The organism is Streptomyces sp. NPDC005878 (genome assembly GCF_040629815.1).
Classification (GTDB): domain Bacteria; phylum Actinomycetota; class Actinomycetes; order Streptomycetales; family Streptomycetaceae; genus Streptomyces.
The window spans coordinates 29,866-45,296 of sequence record NZ_JBEXWK010000032.1; the positions used below are offsets into that span (position 1 = coordinate 29,866).

General features: G+C 74.0%; 13 protein-coding genes. 6 read left to right on the forward strand and 7 right to left on the reverse strand.

The genetic code is table 11. The features are described 5' to 3' along the window. The first annotated feature begins 1 nt into the window (after nucleotide 1). The gene (npdG, locus tag ABZ404_RS32710; RefSeq protein ID WP_358834617.1) at nucleotides 2-715 is read left to right on the forward strand and encodes an NADPH-dependent F420 reductase; all 714 of its coding nucleotides are present in this window, start codon (nucleotides 2-4) and stop codon (nucleotides 713-715) included. Between the two features lie 65 nt (nucleotides 716-780). Next, nucleotides 781-972, forward strand: a complete 192-nt coding sequence (locus ABZ404_RS32715; protein WP_358834616.1) for a hypothetical protein — start codon at nucleotides 781-783, stop codon at nucleotides 970-972. On the opposite strand, the gene ABZ404_RS32720 is transcribed toward ABZ404_RS32715, so the two are convergent. Further along, complete coding sequence (locus ABZ404_RS32720; protein ID WP_358834615.1) at nucleotides 962-1,762, reverse strand: site-2 protease family protein; 801 nt, start codon at nucleotides 1,760-1,762, stop codon at nucleotides 962-964. The two genes, ABZ404_RS32715 and ABZ404_RS32720, sit on opposite strands and share 11 nt — an antisense overlap. Before the next feature lie 167 nt (nucleotides 1,763-1,929). Here ABZ404_RS32720 and ABZ404_RS32725 point away from each other — a divergent pair, with 167 nt between their 5' ends. After that, nucleotides 1,930-5,265 (forward strand): BTAD domain-containing putative transcriptional regulator, encoded by a 3,336-nt coding sequence (locus ABZ404_RS32725; protein WP_358834614.1) that lies wholly within the window; start codon nucleotides 1,930-1,932, stop codon nucleotides 5,263-5,265. A gap of 13 nt (nucleotides 5,266-5,278) precedes the next feature. Here the strand turns inward: ABZ404_RS32725 and ABZ404_RS32730 are convergent, their stop codons facing one another. From ABZ404_RS32730 to panB, 3 genes are all read right to left on the reverse strand, one after another. After that, complete coding sequence (locus ABZ404_RS32730; protein WP_358834613.1) at nucleotides 5,279-6,133, reverse strand: ABC transporter permease; 855 nt, start codon at nucleotides 6,131-6,133, stop codon at nucleotides 5,279-5,281. Next, entirely contained in the window at nucleotides 6,130-7,155 is a 1,026-nt protein-coding gene (locus tag ABZ404_RS32735; RefSeq protein WP_358834612.1) for an ATP-binding cassette domain-containing protein, read from the reverse strand. Before ABZ404_RS32735 ends, ABZ404_RS32730 begins: the two co-directional genes overlap by 4 nt. 130 nt (nucleotides 7,156-7,285) lie before the next feature. After that, nucleotides 7,286-8,164, reverse strand: coding sequence for a 3-methyl-2-oxobutanoate hydroxymethyltransferase (gene panB, locus ABZ404_RS32740; RefSeq protein ID WP_358834611.1), 879 nt, complete (start codon nucleotides 8,162-8,164; stop codon nucleotides 7,286-7,288). Between the two features lie 306 nt (nucleotides 8,165-8,470). Here panB and ABZ404_RS32745 point away from each other — a divergent pair, with 306 nt between their 5' ends. Further along, nucleotides 8,471-9,493: an endonuclease/exonuclease/phosphatase family protein gene (locus tag ABZ404_RS32745; RefSeq protein WP_358834610.1), complete on the forward strand. Its 1,023-nt coding sequence runs from the start codon at nucleotides 8,471-8,473 to the stop codon at nucleotides 9,491-9,493. Between the two features lie 18 nt (nucleotides 9,494-9,511). Here the strand turns inward: ABZ404_RS32745 and ABZ404_RS32750 are convergent, their stop codons facing one another. The 3 genes from ABZ404_RS32750 to ABZ404_RS32760 all read right to left on the reverse strand — a co-directional run bounded on the left by ABZ404_RS32750 (nucleotide 9,512) and on the right by ABZ404_RS32760 (nucleotide 13,606). Next, on the reverse strand, nucleotides 9,512-11,260 hold the full coding sequence (locus ABZ404_RS32750; RefSeq protein WP_358834609.1) for an NAD+ synthase: 1,749 nt from the start codon (nucleotides 11,258-11,260) through the stop codon (nucleotides 9,512-9,514). Between the two features lie 78 nt (nucleotides 11,261-11,338). Further along, on the reverse strand, nucleotides 11,339-12,997 hold the full coding sequence (locus ABZ404_RS32755) for a multicopper oxidase family protein (protein WP_358834608.1): 1,659 nt from the start codon (nucleotides 12,995-12,997) through the stop codon (nucleotides 11,339-11,341). Nucleotides 12,998-13,063: 66 nt separating this feature from the next. Further along, nucleotides 13,064-13,606, reverse strand: a complete 543-nt coding sequence (locus tag ABZ404_RS32760) for a hypothetical protein (protein WP_358834607.1) — start codon at nucleotides 13,604-13,606, stop codon at nucleotides 13,064-13,066. Nucleotides 13,607-13,711: 105 nt separating this feature from the next. On the opposite strand from ABZ404_RS32760, the gene ABZ404_RS32765 reads away from it, so the two are divergent. Together ABZ404_RS32765 and ABZ404_RS32770 are read left to right on the forward strand one after the other, a co-directional pair. Continuing rightward, nucleotides 13,712-14,389 carry a DUF998 domain-containing protein gene (locus ABZ404_RS32765; protein WP_358834606.1) on the forward strand — a complete coding sequence of 226 codons (678 nt, stop codon included), beginning with the start codon at nucleotides 13,712-13,714 and terminating at the stop codon, nucleotides 14,387-14,389. Continuing rightward, nucleotides 14,386-15,216, forward strand: coding sequence for an alpha/beta hydrolase (locus ABZ404_RS32770; protein ID WP_358834605.1), 831 nt, complete (start codon nucleotides 14,386-14,388; stop codon nucleotides 15,214-15,216). The genes ABZ404_RS32765 and ABZ404_RS32770 overlap by 4 nt, the downstream gene beginning before the upstream one ends. The last annotated feature ends 215 nt before the right edge of the window (nucleotides 15,217-15,431 follow it).

Sequence of the window (15,431 nt, forward strand, 5' to 3'; positions counted from 1 at the left end):
CATGACTTCCACTGAGAGCGCCGAGAACACCCCGAAGCCCGCCGCCAGGGACCCCTGGGACCTGCCCGACGTCTCCGGCCTGGTCGTCGGCGTCCTCGGTGGCACCGGTGACCAGGGCCGGGGCCTGGCCTACCGGCTGGCCCGGGCGGGCCAGAAGGTGATCATCGGCTCGCGGGCCGCCGAGCGCGCCCGGGCCGCCGCCGACGAGCTGGGCCTCGGCGTCGAGGGCGCGGACAACGCCGCGTGCGCGCGCCGCAGCGACATCGTGATCGTCGCCGTGCCGTGGGACGGGCACGCCAAGACCCTGGAGGCGCTGCGCGAGGAGCTGGCGGGCAAGCTCGTCGTGGACTGCGTCAACCCGCTCGGCTTCGACAAGAAGGGTGCGTACGCCCTGAAGCCGGAGGAGGGCAGCGCCGCCGAGCAGGCCGCCGCCCTGCTGCCGGACTCGCGGGTCACCGCCGCCTTCCACCACCTGTCGGCCGTGCTGCTCCAGGACGCCTCGATCGAGGAGATCGACACCGATGTGATGGTCCTCGGCGAGAGCCGCGCCGACACCGACCTGGTGCAGGCGCTCGCCGCCCGGATCCCCGGGATGCGGGGCGTCTTCGCCGGGCGGCTGCGCAACGCCCACCAGGTGGAGTCGCTGGTGGCCAACCTGATCTCCGTCAACCGCCGCTACAAGGCGCACGCCGGGCTGCGGGTGACCGACGTGTAGGCCCGGCCGGGGCATGGGGGACACTGGACGGGCATCAGCGCCGCACCCGGACAGGAGCCGACCCCATGCCCCGCCTCGCTCTGTACGCCCTCGCCGTCTGCGTCCTCGCGGTCGCCGCGGCCGTGGTCTCCTTCGTCCGGGGCAACTGGACCGGCGTCGTCTGGATCCTGCTGGCCGGGCTCTCCTCCAACATGGCCTGGTACTACCTGCGCAAGGCGAAGGCCGACGCCCGGCGCGCGGCGGCCGTCAGCGGATGAGCGAGGGGATCTCCGGCGTGCCCTGCCAGAAGCGGTAGAGGCGCTGGCCCCAGTAGGTGTCCCACTCGGTGACGCCGAGCCCGCGCAGCACCGCGTGGATGGCGTCGAAGAACACGCTGTTGACCGACGGCACCCACAGGAACGCGAAGACCGCGAGCAGCCCGAAGGGCGCGAACGGCTCGATCTGGCGGCGCACCCCGTGCGACAGCCACGGCTCGATCACCCCGTACCCGTCGAGACCCGGGACGGGCAGGAAGTTCAGGATCGCCGCCGTCACCTGGAGCAGCGCCAGGAACGCCAGCGCGTAGCGGAACCCGGCGGGCACGCCGTCCAGCGCGTGCAGCCAGAACGGGGCCGTGCAGACGACGGCGAAGAGCACATTGGTGAGCGGGCCCGCCGCCGCGATCAGGCTGTGCTTCCAGCGGCCCCGGATCCGGCCGTGCTCGATGAAGACGGCGCCGCCCGGCAGACCGATACCGCCCATGATCACGAAGATGACCGGCAGCACGATCGACAGCATCGCGTGCGTGTACTTCAGCGGGTTGAGCGTCAGATAGCCCTTGGCGCCCACCGTGATGTCCCCGCCGTGCAGGGCGGTGCGGGCGTGCGCGTACTCGTGCAGGCACAGGGAGACGATCCAGGCGCCCGTCACGAAGAGGAAGACGGCGAAGCCCGGCGCGGTCGAGAAGCCCGTCCACACCGCCCATCCGGCGACCGCCGTGACGGCGGCGATCCCCAGGAAGACCGGGCTGACGCTCCGGTCGCTGCGGCGCGAGGTGGCGGTGGCCATGGGCGGGGCTCCCGGGGTGGAAGTGCGGTCGGACGGCCCCGACCGTACAGGTGATACCCCGGGAACGTCCGGCCATCCCGCAGGAGTTCCACCCCTGGTCACCGTCGCGTGGCCGGGAGTTGGCGGGCGGGGGCACGGCGGGGCGTCACGTCACGGACAATGGGGCGGTGCGCTACCGGATCATCGGCACCACCCAGCTGCTCAACCCCGAAGGCACGGCGGTCGCCGTCGGCGGGGCGCGTCTGCGCGCCCTGCTGACCGTGCTCGCCCTGCGCCCCGGCCGTACGGTCCCGGTCGGCCACCTCGTCGACGAGGTGTGGAACGGCGAACCGCCCTCCGACGCGGCCGGCGCGCTCCAGGCGCTGGTGGGCCGGCTGCGCAGGACGGCCGGGCCCGGCGCGGTCGCCTCGGTGGAGGGCGGCGGCTACCGGCTCGACGCCGAGCCGGACGACATCGACCTGTTCCGGTTCGAGCGGCTCGCCGGGGAGGGCGTCCGCGCCCTGGACCAGGGCGACCCGGCGAAGGCCCTGTCCCGGCTGGAGGACGCGCTGGCGCTGTGGACCGGCCCGGTCCTCGCCGATCTCCCCGACCGGAGCGCCGAGGCCGCCCGCTGGGAGGCCCGCCGCCTGGACGCCCGCCGCGCCCGGCTCGCCGCGGCCCTCGCCCTGGGCCGGGCCGATGAGGTGCTGCCCGAGCTGGCCGCGCTCTGCGCCGCCCACCCCCTCGACGAGCCGCTGCACACGCTGCGCATCCGCGCCCTGCGCGCGGCGGGCCGCACCGCCGAGGCGCTCGCCGCGTACGAGGAGGTCCGCCGCACCCTCGCCGACCGCCTCGGCGCCGACCCGGGCCCGGAACTGCGGGCGCTGCACGGCGCGTTGCTCCACACCGACGAGGCGCCCTGGGCGGGTCCGCGGACGCCCGCCGCGGACTCCGCGCCCGCCCGCCCCGCCCCCCTGGGCAATCTGCGCGCCCGCCTCACCTCCTTCGTGGGGCGCGAGGCCGACATCGAGGCGATCCGGGGGGATCTGGGCGCCGCCCGGCTGGTGACGCTGCTCGGGCCGGGCGGGGCGGGCAAGACCCGGCTCTCCCAGGAGGTCGCCGAGGCCGCGGGCGCGGCCGGGGACGGCTGGCCCGACGGGGTGTGGCTGGCCGAGCTCGCCCCGGTGACCGACCCGGCGGCCGTGCCCGCCGCCGTCCTCACCTCGGTCGGGGCCCGCGAGACCGTGCTGCACGGCGCCGGCGCCGAGGAGCTGCGGGCCGCCGACCGCGCCGCGGGCGATCCGCTGGTGCATCTCGCCACGCACTGCGAGCGCCGCCGGATGCTGCTGCTCCTGGACAACTGCGAGCACGTGATCGACGCGGCCGCCGCCCTCGCGGAGCACCTGCTGGCCCGCTGCCCGGGGCTGACCGTCCTCGCCACCAGCCGGGAGCCGCTGGGCGTGCCGGGCGAGGTGGTGCGGCCGGTGGAGCCGCTGCCGGGCCCGGTGGCGCTGCGGCTGCTCGCGGACCGGGGCGCGGCGGCGCGGCCGGGGTTCCGGGTGGAGGACGACCCGGGCGCGGCGGCCGAGATCTGCCGCCGTCTGGACGGTCTGCCGCTGGCGGTGGAGCTCGCCGCGGCCCGGCTCCGCATGCTGTCGCCACGCCAGATCGCGGACCGGCTCGACGACCGCTTCCGCCTGCTGACCAGCGGCAGCCGGACCGTACTGCCGCGCCAGCAGACCCTGCGCGCGGTCGTCGACTGGTCCTGGGACCTGCTGGAGGACCCCGAGCGCACGGTGCTGCGCCGGCTGTCCGTCTTCGCGGGCGGCTGCGTCCTGGCGGCGGCCGAGGCGGTCTGCGCGGACGGCGAGGGCGTCGCCGCCCGCGACGTCGCCCCGCTCCTGGGCTCCCTCGTCGACAAGTCGCTGGTGGTCGCCGCGCCCGGGGACGGCGGCGAGATGCGCTACCGCCTCCTGGAGACGGTGGCCGAGTACGCGGGCGAGCGCCTTGACGACGCCGGGGACCGGGGCCCCACCGAGCGCCGCCACCTGGTGTACTACCGCGAGCTGGCCCGCACCACCGACCCCGAGCTGCGCGGATGGGGGCAGCGCGCCGCGGTCGAGCTCCTGGAGCGGGAGTACGAGAACCTGCGCACCGCGCTGCGCAGGGCCGTGGACCTCGCCGACGAGCAGGAGGCGCTGTGCATGGTGCACGCGCTCTCCTCGTACTGGCACATGCGCGATTTGCGCGCCGAGTCCCGCCGCTGGGCCGGGGCGGCGGCGGAGCTCGGCCCCGACCCGTTCGCCCCGCCCGCCGAGCCCGCGCCCCCGGTCTTCGCGCGCTGCACCGACAGCCCGCCGCCCATGGATCCCGAGGTGCTCCAGGAGGCCCGGCGCGGGGTGCGGCTGTTCCTGCTCGCCTCCATGGACCACACCGGCGACGACTGGACGACGCCCGAGGCCGAGGCGCGGCTGCGCGCCATCGTGGGCGTCTACCGGCCGGGGCTGCCGCAGACCTGCCGGATGCCCGGCGCGCTCTGGTTCTTCCCGGTGATCATGACCAGCGACGCCCAGGCGCTCCGGGAGCTGCTGGACGCGACGGTCGCGGCCTGCGAGGAGTTCGGTTACGAGTGGGAGCTCGCCAACGCCCTCCAGATACGGGCCAACGTCCTGGCCAACCGCGGCGACTGGGCCGGTGAGGCCACCCGCGACGCCGAGGCCGGGCTGGACATCTTCCGCCGCCTCGGCGACGACTGGGGAGCCGCCGAGGCCCTGTCGGCGCGCGGCGAGGCCCGGGAGCGGCGCGGGGAGTACGCGCTGGCGGGTGAGGACTACGGCGAGGCCGTGCGGTACGCCGAGCGGCTCGGCGCCCAGGGCCAGGTGTCGCTCCTGAAGGCGCGGCTGGCCTCGGTGCTGCTGGAGACCGGTGAGGCCGAGCGGGGCGAGGCGATGCTGCGCGAGATCGTCGCCGCGGGCCGCCAGGCGGGGTACGAGGCGCAGCCCGCCGCCCGGATGTTCCTGGCGATGTGGCTGGGCCGCACCGAACGGATCGCGGAGGCGCACGAGCAGATCGTCCAGCTGCTCGAAGAGTTCATGGCCAGCAACCTCGCGCTCTTCGAGGGCTTCGTCATCGGCATCCGGGCCTGGCTGGAGAATCTGGAGGGTGCCTACGACAAGGCCCTGGTGGACTCCCGCGAGGCGCTCGCCCGGTCCGTGGCGCCGATGGCCCTGGTGGTCGCGCCCCAGATGGTCCCGGTGCACCTGCTCTCCGTCGCCTGGGCGTGGGCCGGACTGGCGGAGCCCGGCGCGGAGGCGGCCTGTGACGCCGCGCGGCTGATCGGCGCGCACGACGTCCTGATGCCGGCGATCCACTTCGCCTCCTCGATGGAGGTGGAGGTGCGGGAGAAGGTGGAGGCGCTGGTCCGCCCGCTGCTCGACGAGGCCGGCTACGCCGCCGCGTACGCCGAGGGCGGCCGCCTCTCTCTGGAGGAGGCCGCCGCCCTGGCGCAGGGGGAGCGGAGCTGACGCCCCGTCATCGTCACGTCCGCTTGCGGAACTTGGCGACCGCGAGCGGCGCCGTCACCACGGTGATCGCCACCGCCCAGCCCAGCGTCATCAGCGCCGAGTGGGCGACCGGGCCGCCGTTGACCAGGTTGCGGGCGGCGTCCGCGAGGTTGGAGAGCGGGTTGTAGTCCGTGAAGGTCTGGAGCCAGCCCGGCATGGTGGTCGGCTTGGCGAAGATCGACGAGCCGAACTGCAGCGGCATCAGCACGAGCATCGCCACTCCCTGGACGGCCTGGGCCGTCTTCATGGTGAGACCCAGCAGGATGAAGATCCACATCAGCGAGGCGCCGAACACCAGCGACAGGCCGACCGCCGCGAGCAGTTCGAGGACGGAGGTGTGGATGGACAGACCGAGGATGAAGCCCATGATCAGCAGGATCGTGGTGGCGACGATCATGCGGCCGATCTCGACCACGATCTTGGCTATCAGCACCGACGACCGCGCGATGGGCATGGTCCGGAACCGGTCCATCACCCCCTTCTTGAAGTCGTCGTTGATGCCGGTGCCGACCGCCATCGCGATGTTCAGGCCCTGCATCGCCATCAGGCCCGGGATCAGGTAGTTGACGTACGCGTCCTGGTTGCCCTTGCCGGAGACCGCGCCGCCGAACACGTACACGAACAGCAGCGTGAAGATGATCGGCATGAACACGGCGTCGAACATCGACTCCGGGTCCTGCTTGATCTGGAGCGCGTTGCGGCGCACCAGGGCGCCGATGTGCCGCAGATTGGCGCGCGGGCCGATCCGGGCGTCGGCGTCCATGACGGGCGGGCGGATGCCGGTGGGCTGCTTCGCGGGGGCCGCCTGGGCGGTGGTGGCGGTGCTCATGCCGCGACCTCCTCGGTCGTGTCGTCGCTCTCGGAGTCCTGGAGGGTGGGCTTCTGGCCGGTGATGGCCAGGAACACCTCGTCCAGGCTGGGCAGGTGGGTGCCGATGTGGGCGATGGCGAAGCCGCGGGCGCCCAGCAGGCCGACCACGGCGGTCAGCTGCTCGTCGCTGAGGATCGGCACGTTCAGCAGGCCCTCGTCGGGGACCGCCTGGGTGCCGGAGACCCCGTCGAGACCGGCCTCGGTGATGGCCCGCGCCATCGCGCCCAGCTGCGCCGGGTCGGCGGGGCGGATCTGGAGGGTGCGGCCGCCGACCTTCGCCTTGAGGTCGTTGATGCCGCCCTTGGCGACGACCTTGCCGCGATCGATGACCGTCAGCTCGCTCGCCAGCTGCTCGGCCTCCTCCATGTACTGGGTGGTGAGCAGCACGGTGGCGCCCTCGGCCACCATCCGCTGGACCTCGTCCCACACCTCGTTGCGGGTGCGCGGGTCGAGGCCCGTGGTCGGCTCGTCCAGGTAGAGCACGGCCGGCTTGCCGATCATGGAGGCGGCGAGGTCGAGCCGGCGGCGCATACCGCCCGAGTAGTTCATCGCGGGCCGCTTCGCCGCCTCGGTGAGCGAGAAGCGCTCCAGCAGCTCGTCGGCGCGGGCCCGGGCGTCCCTGCGGGACAGGTCGAGCAGCCGCCCGATCATGTACAGGTTCTCCCAGCCGGACAGCTTCTCGTCCACCGAGGCGTACTGCCCGGTGAGGCCGATGGTCCGGCGCAGCTGGCGGGGCTGGCGCACCACGTCGTACCCGGCGACGTGGGCGGTGCCGGCGTCCGGCACGATCAGGGTGGACAGGCAGCGGACGAGGGTGGTCTTGCCGGCGCCGTTGGGGCCCAGGACTCCGAGGACCGTGCCCTCGCGTACGTCCAGGTCCACGCCGTCCAGCGCCTTGGTGTCGCCGAAGTGCTTCACCAGCCCCCGCACCGTGACGGCGTTGGCCGCGCCGCCTTCGGGGTTGTCGTCGATTCGCGTCATGCCCACAAGGTGCCAGGCCCCACCGACAATCCGCCGACATCCCGCCTACAGACGCCGACAGCCCGCCGACAGAAGATGCCGACGGGCTGCCCTGCCCTCGCGGGCGCGCGGAACGGTGACGCGCTCGCGTCTAGTGGAACGTGTGCTCCTCCGCGGGGAACCGCGCCCCGGTCACCTCGTCGGCGAACGCCTTCGCCGCGTCGCCGAGGACGCCGCGCACGTTCGCGTACTGCTTGGTGAAGCGCGGTACCTTCCCGCCGGTGAGCCCCACCATGTCGGTGTACACCAGCACCTGCGCGTCGCAGGACACCCCGGCGCCGATCCCGACCGTCGGGATGTGCAGCGAGCGCGTGATCTCGGCGGCCACCTCGGCCGGGACGAGCTCCAGCACCACCGCGAACGCGCCCGCGGACTCCGCGGCCTTGGCGTCGCGCAGCAGCTGGTGGGCGGCCTCGTCGGAGCGGCCCTGCACCCGGTAGCCCATGGCGTTCACGGACTGCGGGGTCAGGCCCAGGTGGGCCATGACCGGGATGCCGGACTGCACGAGCAGCTCCGTCTGGGCCAGCGAGCGCTCGCCGCCCTCCAGCTTCACGGCTCCGACGCCCGCCTCCTTGACCAGGCGGGTCGCGCTGCGCAGCGCCTGCACCGGGCCCTCCTGGTAGGTGCCGAACGGCAGGTCCGCGACGACGAGGGCGCGCCTGGTGCCCCGGACGACCGCGGCGGAGAGCATGGCGATCTCGTCGAGCGTGACCGGCACGGTCGTCTCGTAGCCCAGGTGGACGTTGCCCATCGAGTCGCCGACGAGCAGGACCGGGATGCCGGCCTCGTCGAAGACGGACGCGGTCATCGCGTCGTAGGCGGTGAGCATGGGCCACTTCTCGCCCCGCGCCTTGGCGGAGGCGATGTCGTGGATGGTGACGCGGCGCGTGGAGGTGCCCCCGTACAGCGCCTTGCTGCTGTCGGAACGTTCCGCGGGCGGATTCTGCGCAGCCTTGATCTGTTGCGTCATCGCAACGGCTCCTGTTCGTCATCTCGAAGCGCCCTGACGGCGTCTCCGGACCACTTCCATGGTGGCATCCCACCCCCGTCGACGGGAAGTGGGTGGCACGGTCACGTAATTGGATGAGCTTTAAACCACTCTGGGCCGCAAATATGCGCGTTTTGTCACAGCCGCCCCCCTGGCCGTGACCCGTGGGAACCCGGCACGGCGTGCGGTCGTCATCGAGGCAGTACGACAGCAGGGAAAGGCACCCTCCATCGCCTAGGGTCATCAGGGGCGACGGTGTGCGAACAGCAAGGCAGTGAGGACAGCGGTATGACGCGGGCGTACGTGGCGGAGACGGGGAGCGGCAGCGCGGAGGGCGAGCGCTCCGGATCCCGGGTCCGGCGCCTGCTGGACGGCTGGAGGAACGATCCCGGCATCTGGCGGCGCGGCCTGGTCCTGGCCGGGGCCGCGGTGCTGATCGCCCTGGTCATGCTGGTGCACGCCAGGATCCCCAACCGGATCGGCAACCTCGGCAGCCTTACGGAAACCTTCCTGCCGTGGCTGGGCCTCTTCGTCCCGGTGCTCCTCGGCCTCGCCCTGTGGCGCCGCTCGGCCACCGCGCTGATCGCCCTGGTGCTGCCCTCGGTGGTCTGGCTCAACCTCTTCGGCGGGCTGCTCACCGACAAGGAGAGCAAGGGCGGCAACCTCGTCGTCGCCACCCACAATGTGAACGCCGACAACCCCGACCCGTCCGGTACCGCCCGCGAGCTCATCGCCTCCGGCGCCGACGTCCTCGCTCTTGAGGAGCTGCCCGGCAACAGCGTCGGCGCGTACGAGAAGGCGCTGGCCGGGGCCTATCCGCACCACTCGGTGCAGGGCACGGTGGGCCTGTGGTCCCGGTTCCCGCTGAGCGACGCCGAGCCGGTCGACATCAAGATGGGCTGGACCCGCGCCATGCGGGCCACCGTCAGCACCCCGGCCGGACAGGTGAAGGTGTACGTGGCGCACATGCCCTCGGTCCGGGTGAAGCTGAGCGCCGGGTTCACCGCGCGCCAGCGGGACGCCAGTGCGGACGCCCTGGGCGACGCGATCGCGGGCGAGCCGCTGAGGAAGGTGGTCCTGCTCGGCGACCTCAACGGCACGATGAACGACCGCGCCCTGAACAACATCACCTCGCAGATGCGCTCCACCCAGGGCGCGGCGGGCAACGGCTTCGGCTTCACCTGGCCCGCGTCGTTCCCGATGGCCCGGATCGACCAGATCATGGTCAAGGGCGTCGAGCCGAAGTCGTCGTGGACGCTGGGCCGCACCCCCAGCGACCACCTGCCGATCGCCGCCCGGCTGAAGATCTGAGCGGCGCCCCGCCCGGGGTCAGACCGACTCGCGCCACCGGTTGGTGATCGGCAGCCGCCGGTCCTTGCCGAAACCCTTCGCGGAGATCTTGGTGCCCGGCGGGTACTGCCGCCGCTTGTACTCGGCGGCGTCCACCATCCGCAGCGTCCTCGCCACCAGCTCCGCGTCGAACCCGGCCGCCACGATCGCCTCGCGGCCCTGGTCGCGGTCGACGTACAGGGACAGGATCGCGTCCAGGACCGGGTAGTCCGGCAGCGAGTCCGTGTCGACCTGGCCCGGGCGCAGCTCGGCGCTGGGCGGCTTGCTGATGGAGTTCTCCGGGATGGGCGCGACCTCGCCCCGCTCCTCCGCCGCCCTGTTGCGCCACCGGGCGAGGCGGAAGACGGCCGTCTTGTAGACGTCCTTGATCGGCCCGTACCCGCCGACCGAGTCGCCGTACAGCGTCGAGTACCCCACCGCCAGCTCGGACTTGTTGCCCGGCGCGAGGACGAGATGGCCCTCCTGGTTGGAGATCGCCATCAGCATGGTGCCGCGCAGCCGCGACTGGAGGTTCTCCTCGGCCAGCCCGGTCAGCCCCAGCGAGGTCATGTACGCGGTGAACATCGGCTCGATGCTCACCGTGCGCAGCTTCAGCCCGGTGCGGCGGGCGAGCTCGGCCGCGTCGCTCCTGGAGTGCTCCGAGGAGTACGCGGAGGGCATCGACACGCCGTACACGTTCTCCGCGCCCACCGCGTCGCAGGCGATCGCGGCGACCAGCGCCGAGTCGATCCCGCCGGAGAGCCCGATCAGGACGGACCGGAAGCCGTTCTTGACGACGTACGCGCGCAGCCCCGCGACCAGCGCCGCGTAGACCTCCTCGTCGTCGTCGAGCCGCTCCGCCTGCCCGCCGGTGTGCTCCGGCCCGTACGCCGGGACGGGCTCGCCCGACAGTGTCACGTGCTCGATCCGCAGACCGTCGTCGACCGTCCCGGACGGGACCGGGCCCGCCGCCGGCAGCTCCAGGTCGAGCAGCACACAGCCCTCGGTGAACTGCGGGGCGCGGGCGACGACTTCGCCGCGTCCGTCGACGACGATCGAGTCGCCGTCGAAGACCAGGTCGTCCTGGCCGCCCGACATCGCCAGATAGGCGGTGGTGCACCCGGCCTCCCGGGCGCGCTTGCGGACCAGCTCCAGCCGGGTGTCGTCCTTGTTCTGCTCGTACGGCGAGGCGTTGATCGAGAGCAGCAGTCCGGCCCCGGCGGAGCGGGTGGCCGGGACCCGGCCGCCGTCCTGCCACAGGTCCTCGCAGATCGCCAGCGCCACGTCCACACCGTGGACCCGGATCACCGGCAGGGTGTCGCCCGGAACGAAGTAGCGGAACTCGTCGAAGACGCCGTAGTTGGGCAGATGGTGCTTGGCGTACCGCAGCACGATCTCGCCCCGGTGCAGCACGGCGCCGCCGTTGCGGGGCGCGCCCGCGGGCTGGCCGTAGCGGGCGCGGTCCGGGGCCCTGTCGAGATAGCCGACGACGACCGGCAGCTCGCCGAGGCCCTCGGCGGCCAGCCGCGCCGCCAGATCCGTCAGCGCCCGCCGGGACGCCTCGACGAACGAGGACCGCAGGGCCAGGTCCTCCACGGGGTAGCCGGTGAGCATCATCTCGGGGAAGGCGGCGAGGTGCGCCCCCTGCTCGGCGCAGTGCCGGGTCCAGTGCACGATCGCCTCGGCGTTCGCGGCGATGTCGCCGACGGTCGAGTCGATCTGATTCAGAGCGAGACGGAGGAGAGGCACCCCGCCAGTGTAATCGTCAAAGCGACGCGATGGGGGGTGGAGCGCGGCGCGGTGCCCCGCTCCCTCCCCCTCGCCGGCCTACTTCCGGTAGCCCAGGACCGTCATCATCCCGGCCTCGGCGTGGTAGACGTTGTGGCAGTGGACCATCCACAGCCCCGGGTTGTCGGCGTCGAAGTCCACGGTCAGCGTCTTCCCGGGCAGGACGAGTGCGGTGTCCTTACGGGCCCCGGCCGCGCCGCCCGCGAGCGCGAAGGTGTGGCCGTGCAGATGCACCGGGTGCCACATGCCGGTCGTGTTGGCGAAGACCAGCCGCACCCGCTCGCCCGCGCGGACCGGATGCCGCGCGTCGGGCCGGTAGGGCCGCCCGTCGAAGCCCCAGTCGTACCTCGCCATCCCGCCGGTCAGCGTGAGCCTCACGGTCCGGTCGGGCGCCTTCGCGGGCAGCGCCACGGACGCGTCCGGCGCGAGCCGGTCGGCCGTGAGCACCCGCCCGGTCAGCTCCTTGGGGCGTACGGAGGCGCCGGGCGCGGCGCCGCCGCCCGTGCGCAGCACCGCGAGCGCCGCCGCGTTCTTGCCCTCGGCCAGCGCCACCAGCGGGAACACCCCGTCGCCGGCCGTGACCAGCACGTCGTACCGCTCGCCCATGCCGATCAGCAGCGCGTCCGTCGGCGTGTGCCGCACCGGGAAGCCGTCCGTGTGGGTCACGGTCAGCTCATGGCCGCCGAGCGCCACCCGGAAGGCGGTGTCGCCGCCCGCGTTGACGATCCGCAGCCGGATGCGGTCGCCCGGCCGGGCCGCGAAGGAGGAAGGGGCGTGCGGCGTACGGCCGTTGACGAGGTAGTACGGATACGCGACGTCGCCCGCGTCCCCGCCGAGCAGGGGGCTGGTGGCGCCCATGAGCATGCGGGAGGGACCCGTGGGGTCCTTCGGGCGGGGTGCGGGCACCGCCGTCCCGGACATGGCGTGACCGGAGTGGTCCATGCCGCCCATGCCGCCGGTGCTGCCTGTGCCACCGGTGCTGTCCCCACTGTCCCCGCTGCCCCCGGGGGCGCCGCCCATCCCGGCGCGCAGCTCCGCGAGGACCGCGTCCGGGGTGGAGCCGTCCACCCCGTCGACCCAGTCGTCCAGGACCACGACCCACTCCCGGTCGTACCGCAGCGGCTCCTTCGGGTCCTCGACGATCAGCGGGGCGTAGAGCCCACGGTCCTGCTGGACGCCCGCGTGGGGGTGGAACCAGTAGGTGCCGGGGTGGGTGACGGCGAACCGGTAGGCGAAGGACGCGCCCGGCGCGACGGGCCGCTGCGTCAGGCCCGGCACGCCGTCCATGTCGTTGCGCAGGGCGAGGCCGTGCCAGTGCAGCGAGGTCGGCTCGGGCAGGTGGTTGGCGAGGGTCACCGCGAGCGTGTCGCCCGCGGTGACCCGCACCTCCTGCCCCGGCAGCCGGTCGCCGTACGCCCAGGACCGGACGGCAGGGCCGCCCAGGTCGAGCGGGGTCGCGGTGGCGGTGAGCCGGACGTCGCGGACGCGCCCGGAGCCGCGCCGGGCCTCGGCGGCGACGACCTCGGGCCCGGCCGGGTCGACGAAGCCGCCGGGGGCGGCCGACGGCCCGGCGCCGTGGCCCGCGCCGTGGTCCATGCCGTCCATGGAGCCGGATCCCGAGCAGGCGGCGAGCAGGGCGCCGCCCGCGACGGCGGTGGTGGCGCCGAGCACGGCGCGTCGGGTGGGGTGTGCGGACATGACGGGGTGCACCTCGTGGTGTGGGTGTGCGAACGGGTAGGGGCGCGTCTTCTGCTCCGCGCGCTCCTACTGGCGCAGTACCGACAAGGCGGCGACGTAACTCCCGTACGGGGGAGGGGGGTTGGGCCACAGGGGACGCGGGATCCGGCCGCGTGCGACGGCCGCGCCGGTCGTCCGCCCGCGCGCCGACACCAGCCGCGCGGCGAGCAGGGCGAGGCCCCACACGCCGAGAACGGCGAGACACACGGACCCCGGGTCCATGCCGGGCAGGTGGTGGCGGGGGTGCGGGGTGGCGGCGGCGGGGCGCTCCCCGTGCGCCGCGTGAGGGGTCCCGCCGGCCACCGCGGAGTGCTCCATGACCGTCATCGGGAGCGAGGCCGTCGGGGGAAGGGCCGGCGAGACCATCGGGTGGGAGTCCATGGGGGCGGAGGCCATAGCGGCGGAGTCCATGGAGGCGGAGGCCGTAGAGGCGGAGGCGTTGGAAGGGAAGGCCATCGCGGGAGGGCGATCCGCCGGATGCCCGACCGTGTGCATCGTAAAGATGCCGAGGAGCAGCGCGGCGCAGAGCAGCACCTGCCCGTACGCCGTGGTCCTCCGCACGCTCCCCATGGACCGCACCTTACCCCCACCCGGTATACGCCGACGTGCGGGGCCGGGGCGCCCCGGTGAGCATGGCCCCATGAGGAGACGGCGATAAGTACCATCGGCGCCACCATGTCCCCAGTCGGTTCACGCGTCCGGCCCGCCGTGATCCTGCTGGCGCTCGGCGCGCTCTCGTACACCGCGTGGGTGCTCGAAGTGGTCCTGCACACCGGGCTCGACCCCGTCCAGACGTACGTGAGCGAACTCGCCGCGGCCGACCAGCCGCTCGGCGGACTCTTCCGGGCCACCGACCTGACGGCCGGGGTGCTGGTGCTCGCCGGGGCGGCGTGGGCGCTGTGCCGGTGCGACCGGCGGGTCCTGTCGGTAGCCGGGTGGTCGGGGCTCGTGCTGTTCGGCGCTGCGACCGTGGCCGACTCCCGGCTCCCGCTGAGCTGCGCGCCGACCGCCGACCCCGAGTGCGCGGCCCGTGAGACGGCCGGGCTGGTCCCGGCCACGCACACCGCGCACACGGTGAGCAGCGGCCTGGCGATGACCGGTGCGCTGGTCGCCGTCGTGGCGCTCACGGTCGCCGCCCGCCGCTACGGGCGCTGGGCGCCGCTGGCCCGGTCCGGGCCGTTCCTGGTGGCGCTGGAACTGGCCGCCACGGTGTGGACGCTGGGGGCCGTCGCCGCGTTCGAGGCCGGGCGCGGCACCTGGTGGCTGGGGGCGGGGCAGCGGGCGCAGGTACTGGTCGTGGCGGTGTGGCTGGGGGTGCTCGCGTACGCGGTCGCGCGCGAGAATCGGGTATGACCTTCGTACGGATCGACGGGGTGCCGCACCACGTGGTGGTGGCGGGGAACGGTCCGCCCGTGCTGCTCAGCGCGGGCCTGGGCATGGCCTGGTTCGACTGGGACGAGGTGGCCGCGCTGCTCGCCCCGCACCGCACGGTCGTCCGCTTCGACCGCCCCGGCCACGGCCTGTCCGGCCCGGTGCCCGCGCCCCCGACGGCCTCGGGGGAGGCCGACCGGATCGCGGCCGTGCTGGACGCGGTGGGGGTGGCCGGGCCGGTGACGGTGGTGGGCCACTCGATCGCGGGCTTCCACGCCGAGGCCTTCGCCCGGCTGCACCCGGACCGCACGGCCGCGCTGGTTTTGGTGGACTCCAGCGTGGAGCCGGACGTACGGGTGCCGGTGGCGGCGGGGGCGCGGGTGGCGTCGGCGCGGGCGGCCGGGGCGGTGCTGGCGGCGTCCGGGATGCCGGCGGCGGTCGGCCCGCTGCTGCGGCGGGGGGCGGTGCGGCTGTCGCGGACGGGCGGGGGTGATCCGGCGGGGCGGGAGCTGGTGCGGGCGTGTTACCGGACGTCGCGGGTGTGGCGGGGCGTACTCCTGGAGAACGCCCGCTACCTCCACGTAGCAGCGGAACTCCTCACCCTCCGCGACCGGTTCCCCCTGCCCTCCGTCCCGGTGACGGTCCTGGCGGGCGGCGCCGGGGGCCCGCGCTGGCTGACGCGGCAGCGGGAGTTGGCGGATGTGCTGGGCGGGGGGTTGGTGGTGGTGGAGGGGGCGGGGCATCTGCTGATGCTGGATGCGGCGGGAATGGTGGCGGAGGGCGTGCTGCGCCCCTCCCCGCACCCCTGAGGGGTGGGGGGTGCGCGGTGCGGCGTGGTGATCCGCGGGCCGGTGGGGGTTGCTCGCGCAGTTCCCCGCGCCCCTTGAAGCTCGGGGCTGCGCCCCTTGCGCCGTGCTGTGGGGTGATCTGCGGGCCGGTGGGGGCTGGTCGCGCGGTTCCCCGCGCCCCTTGAAGCTCGGGGCTGCGCCCCTTGCGCCGTGCTGTGGGGTGATCTGCGGGCCGG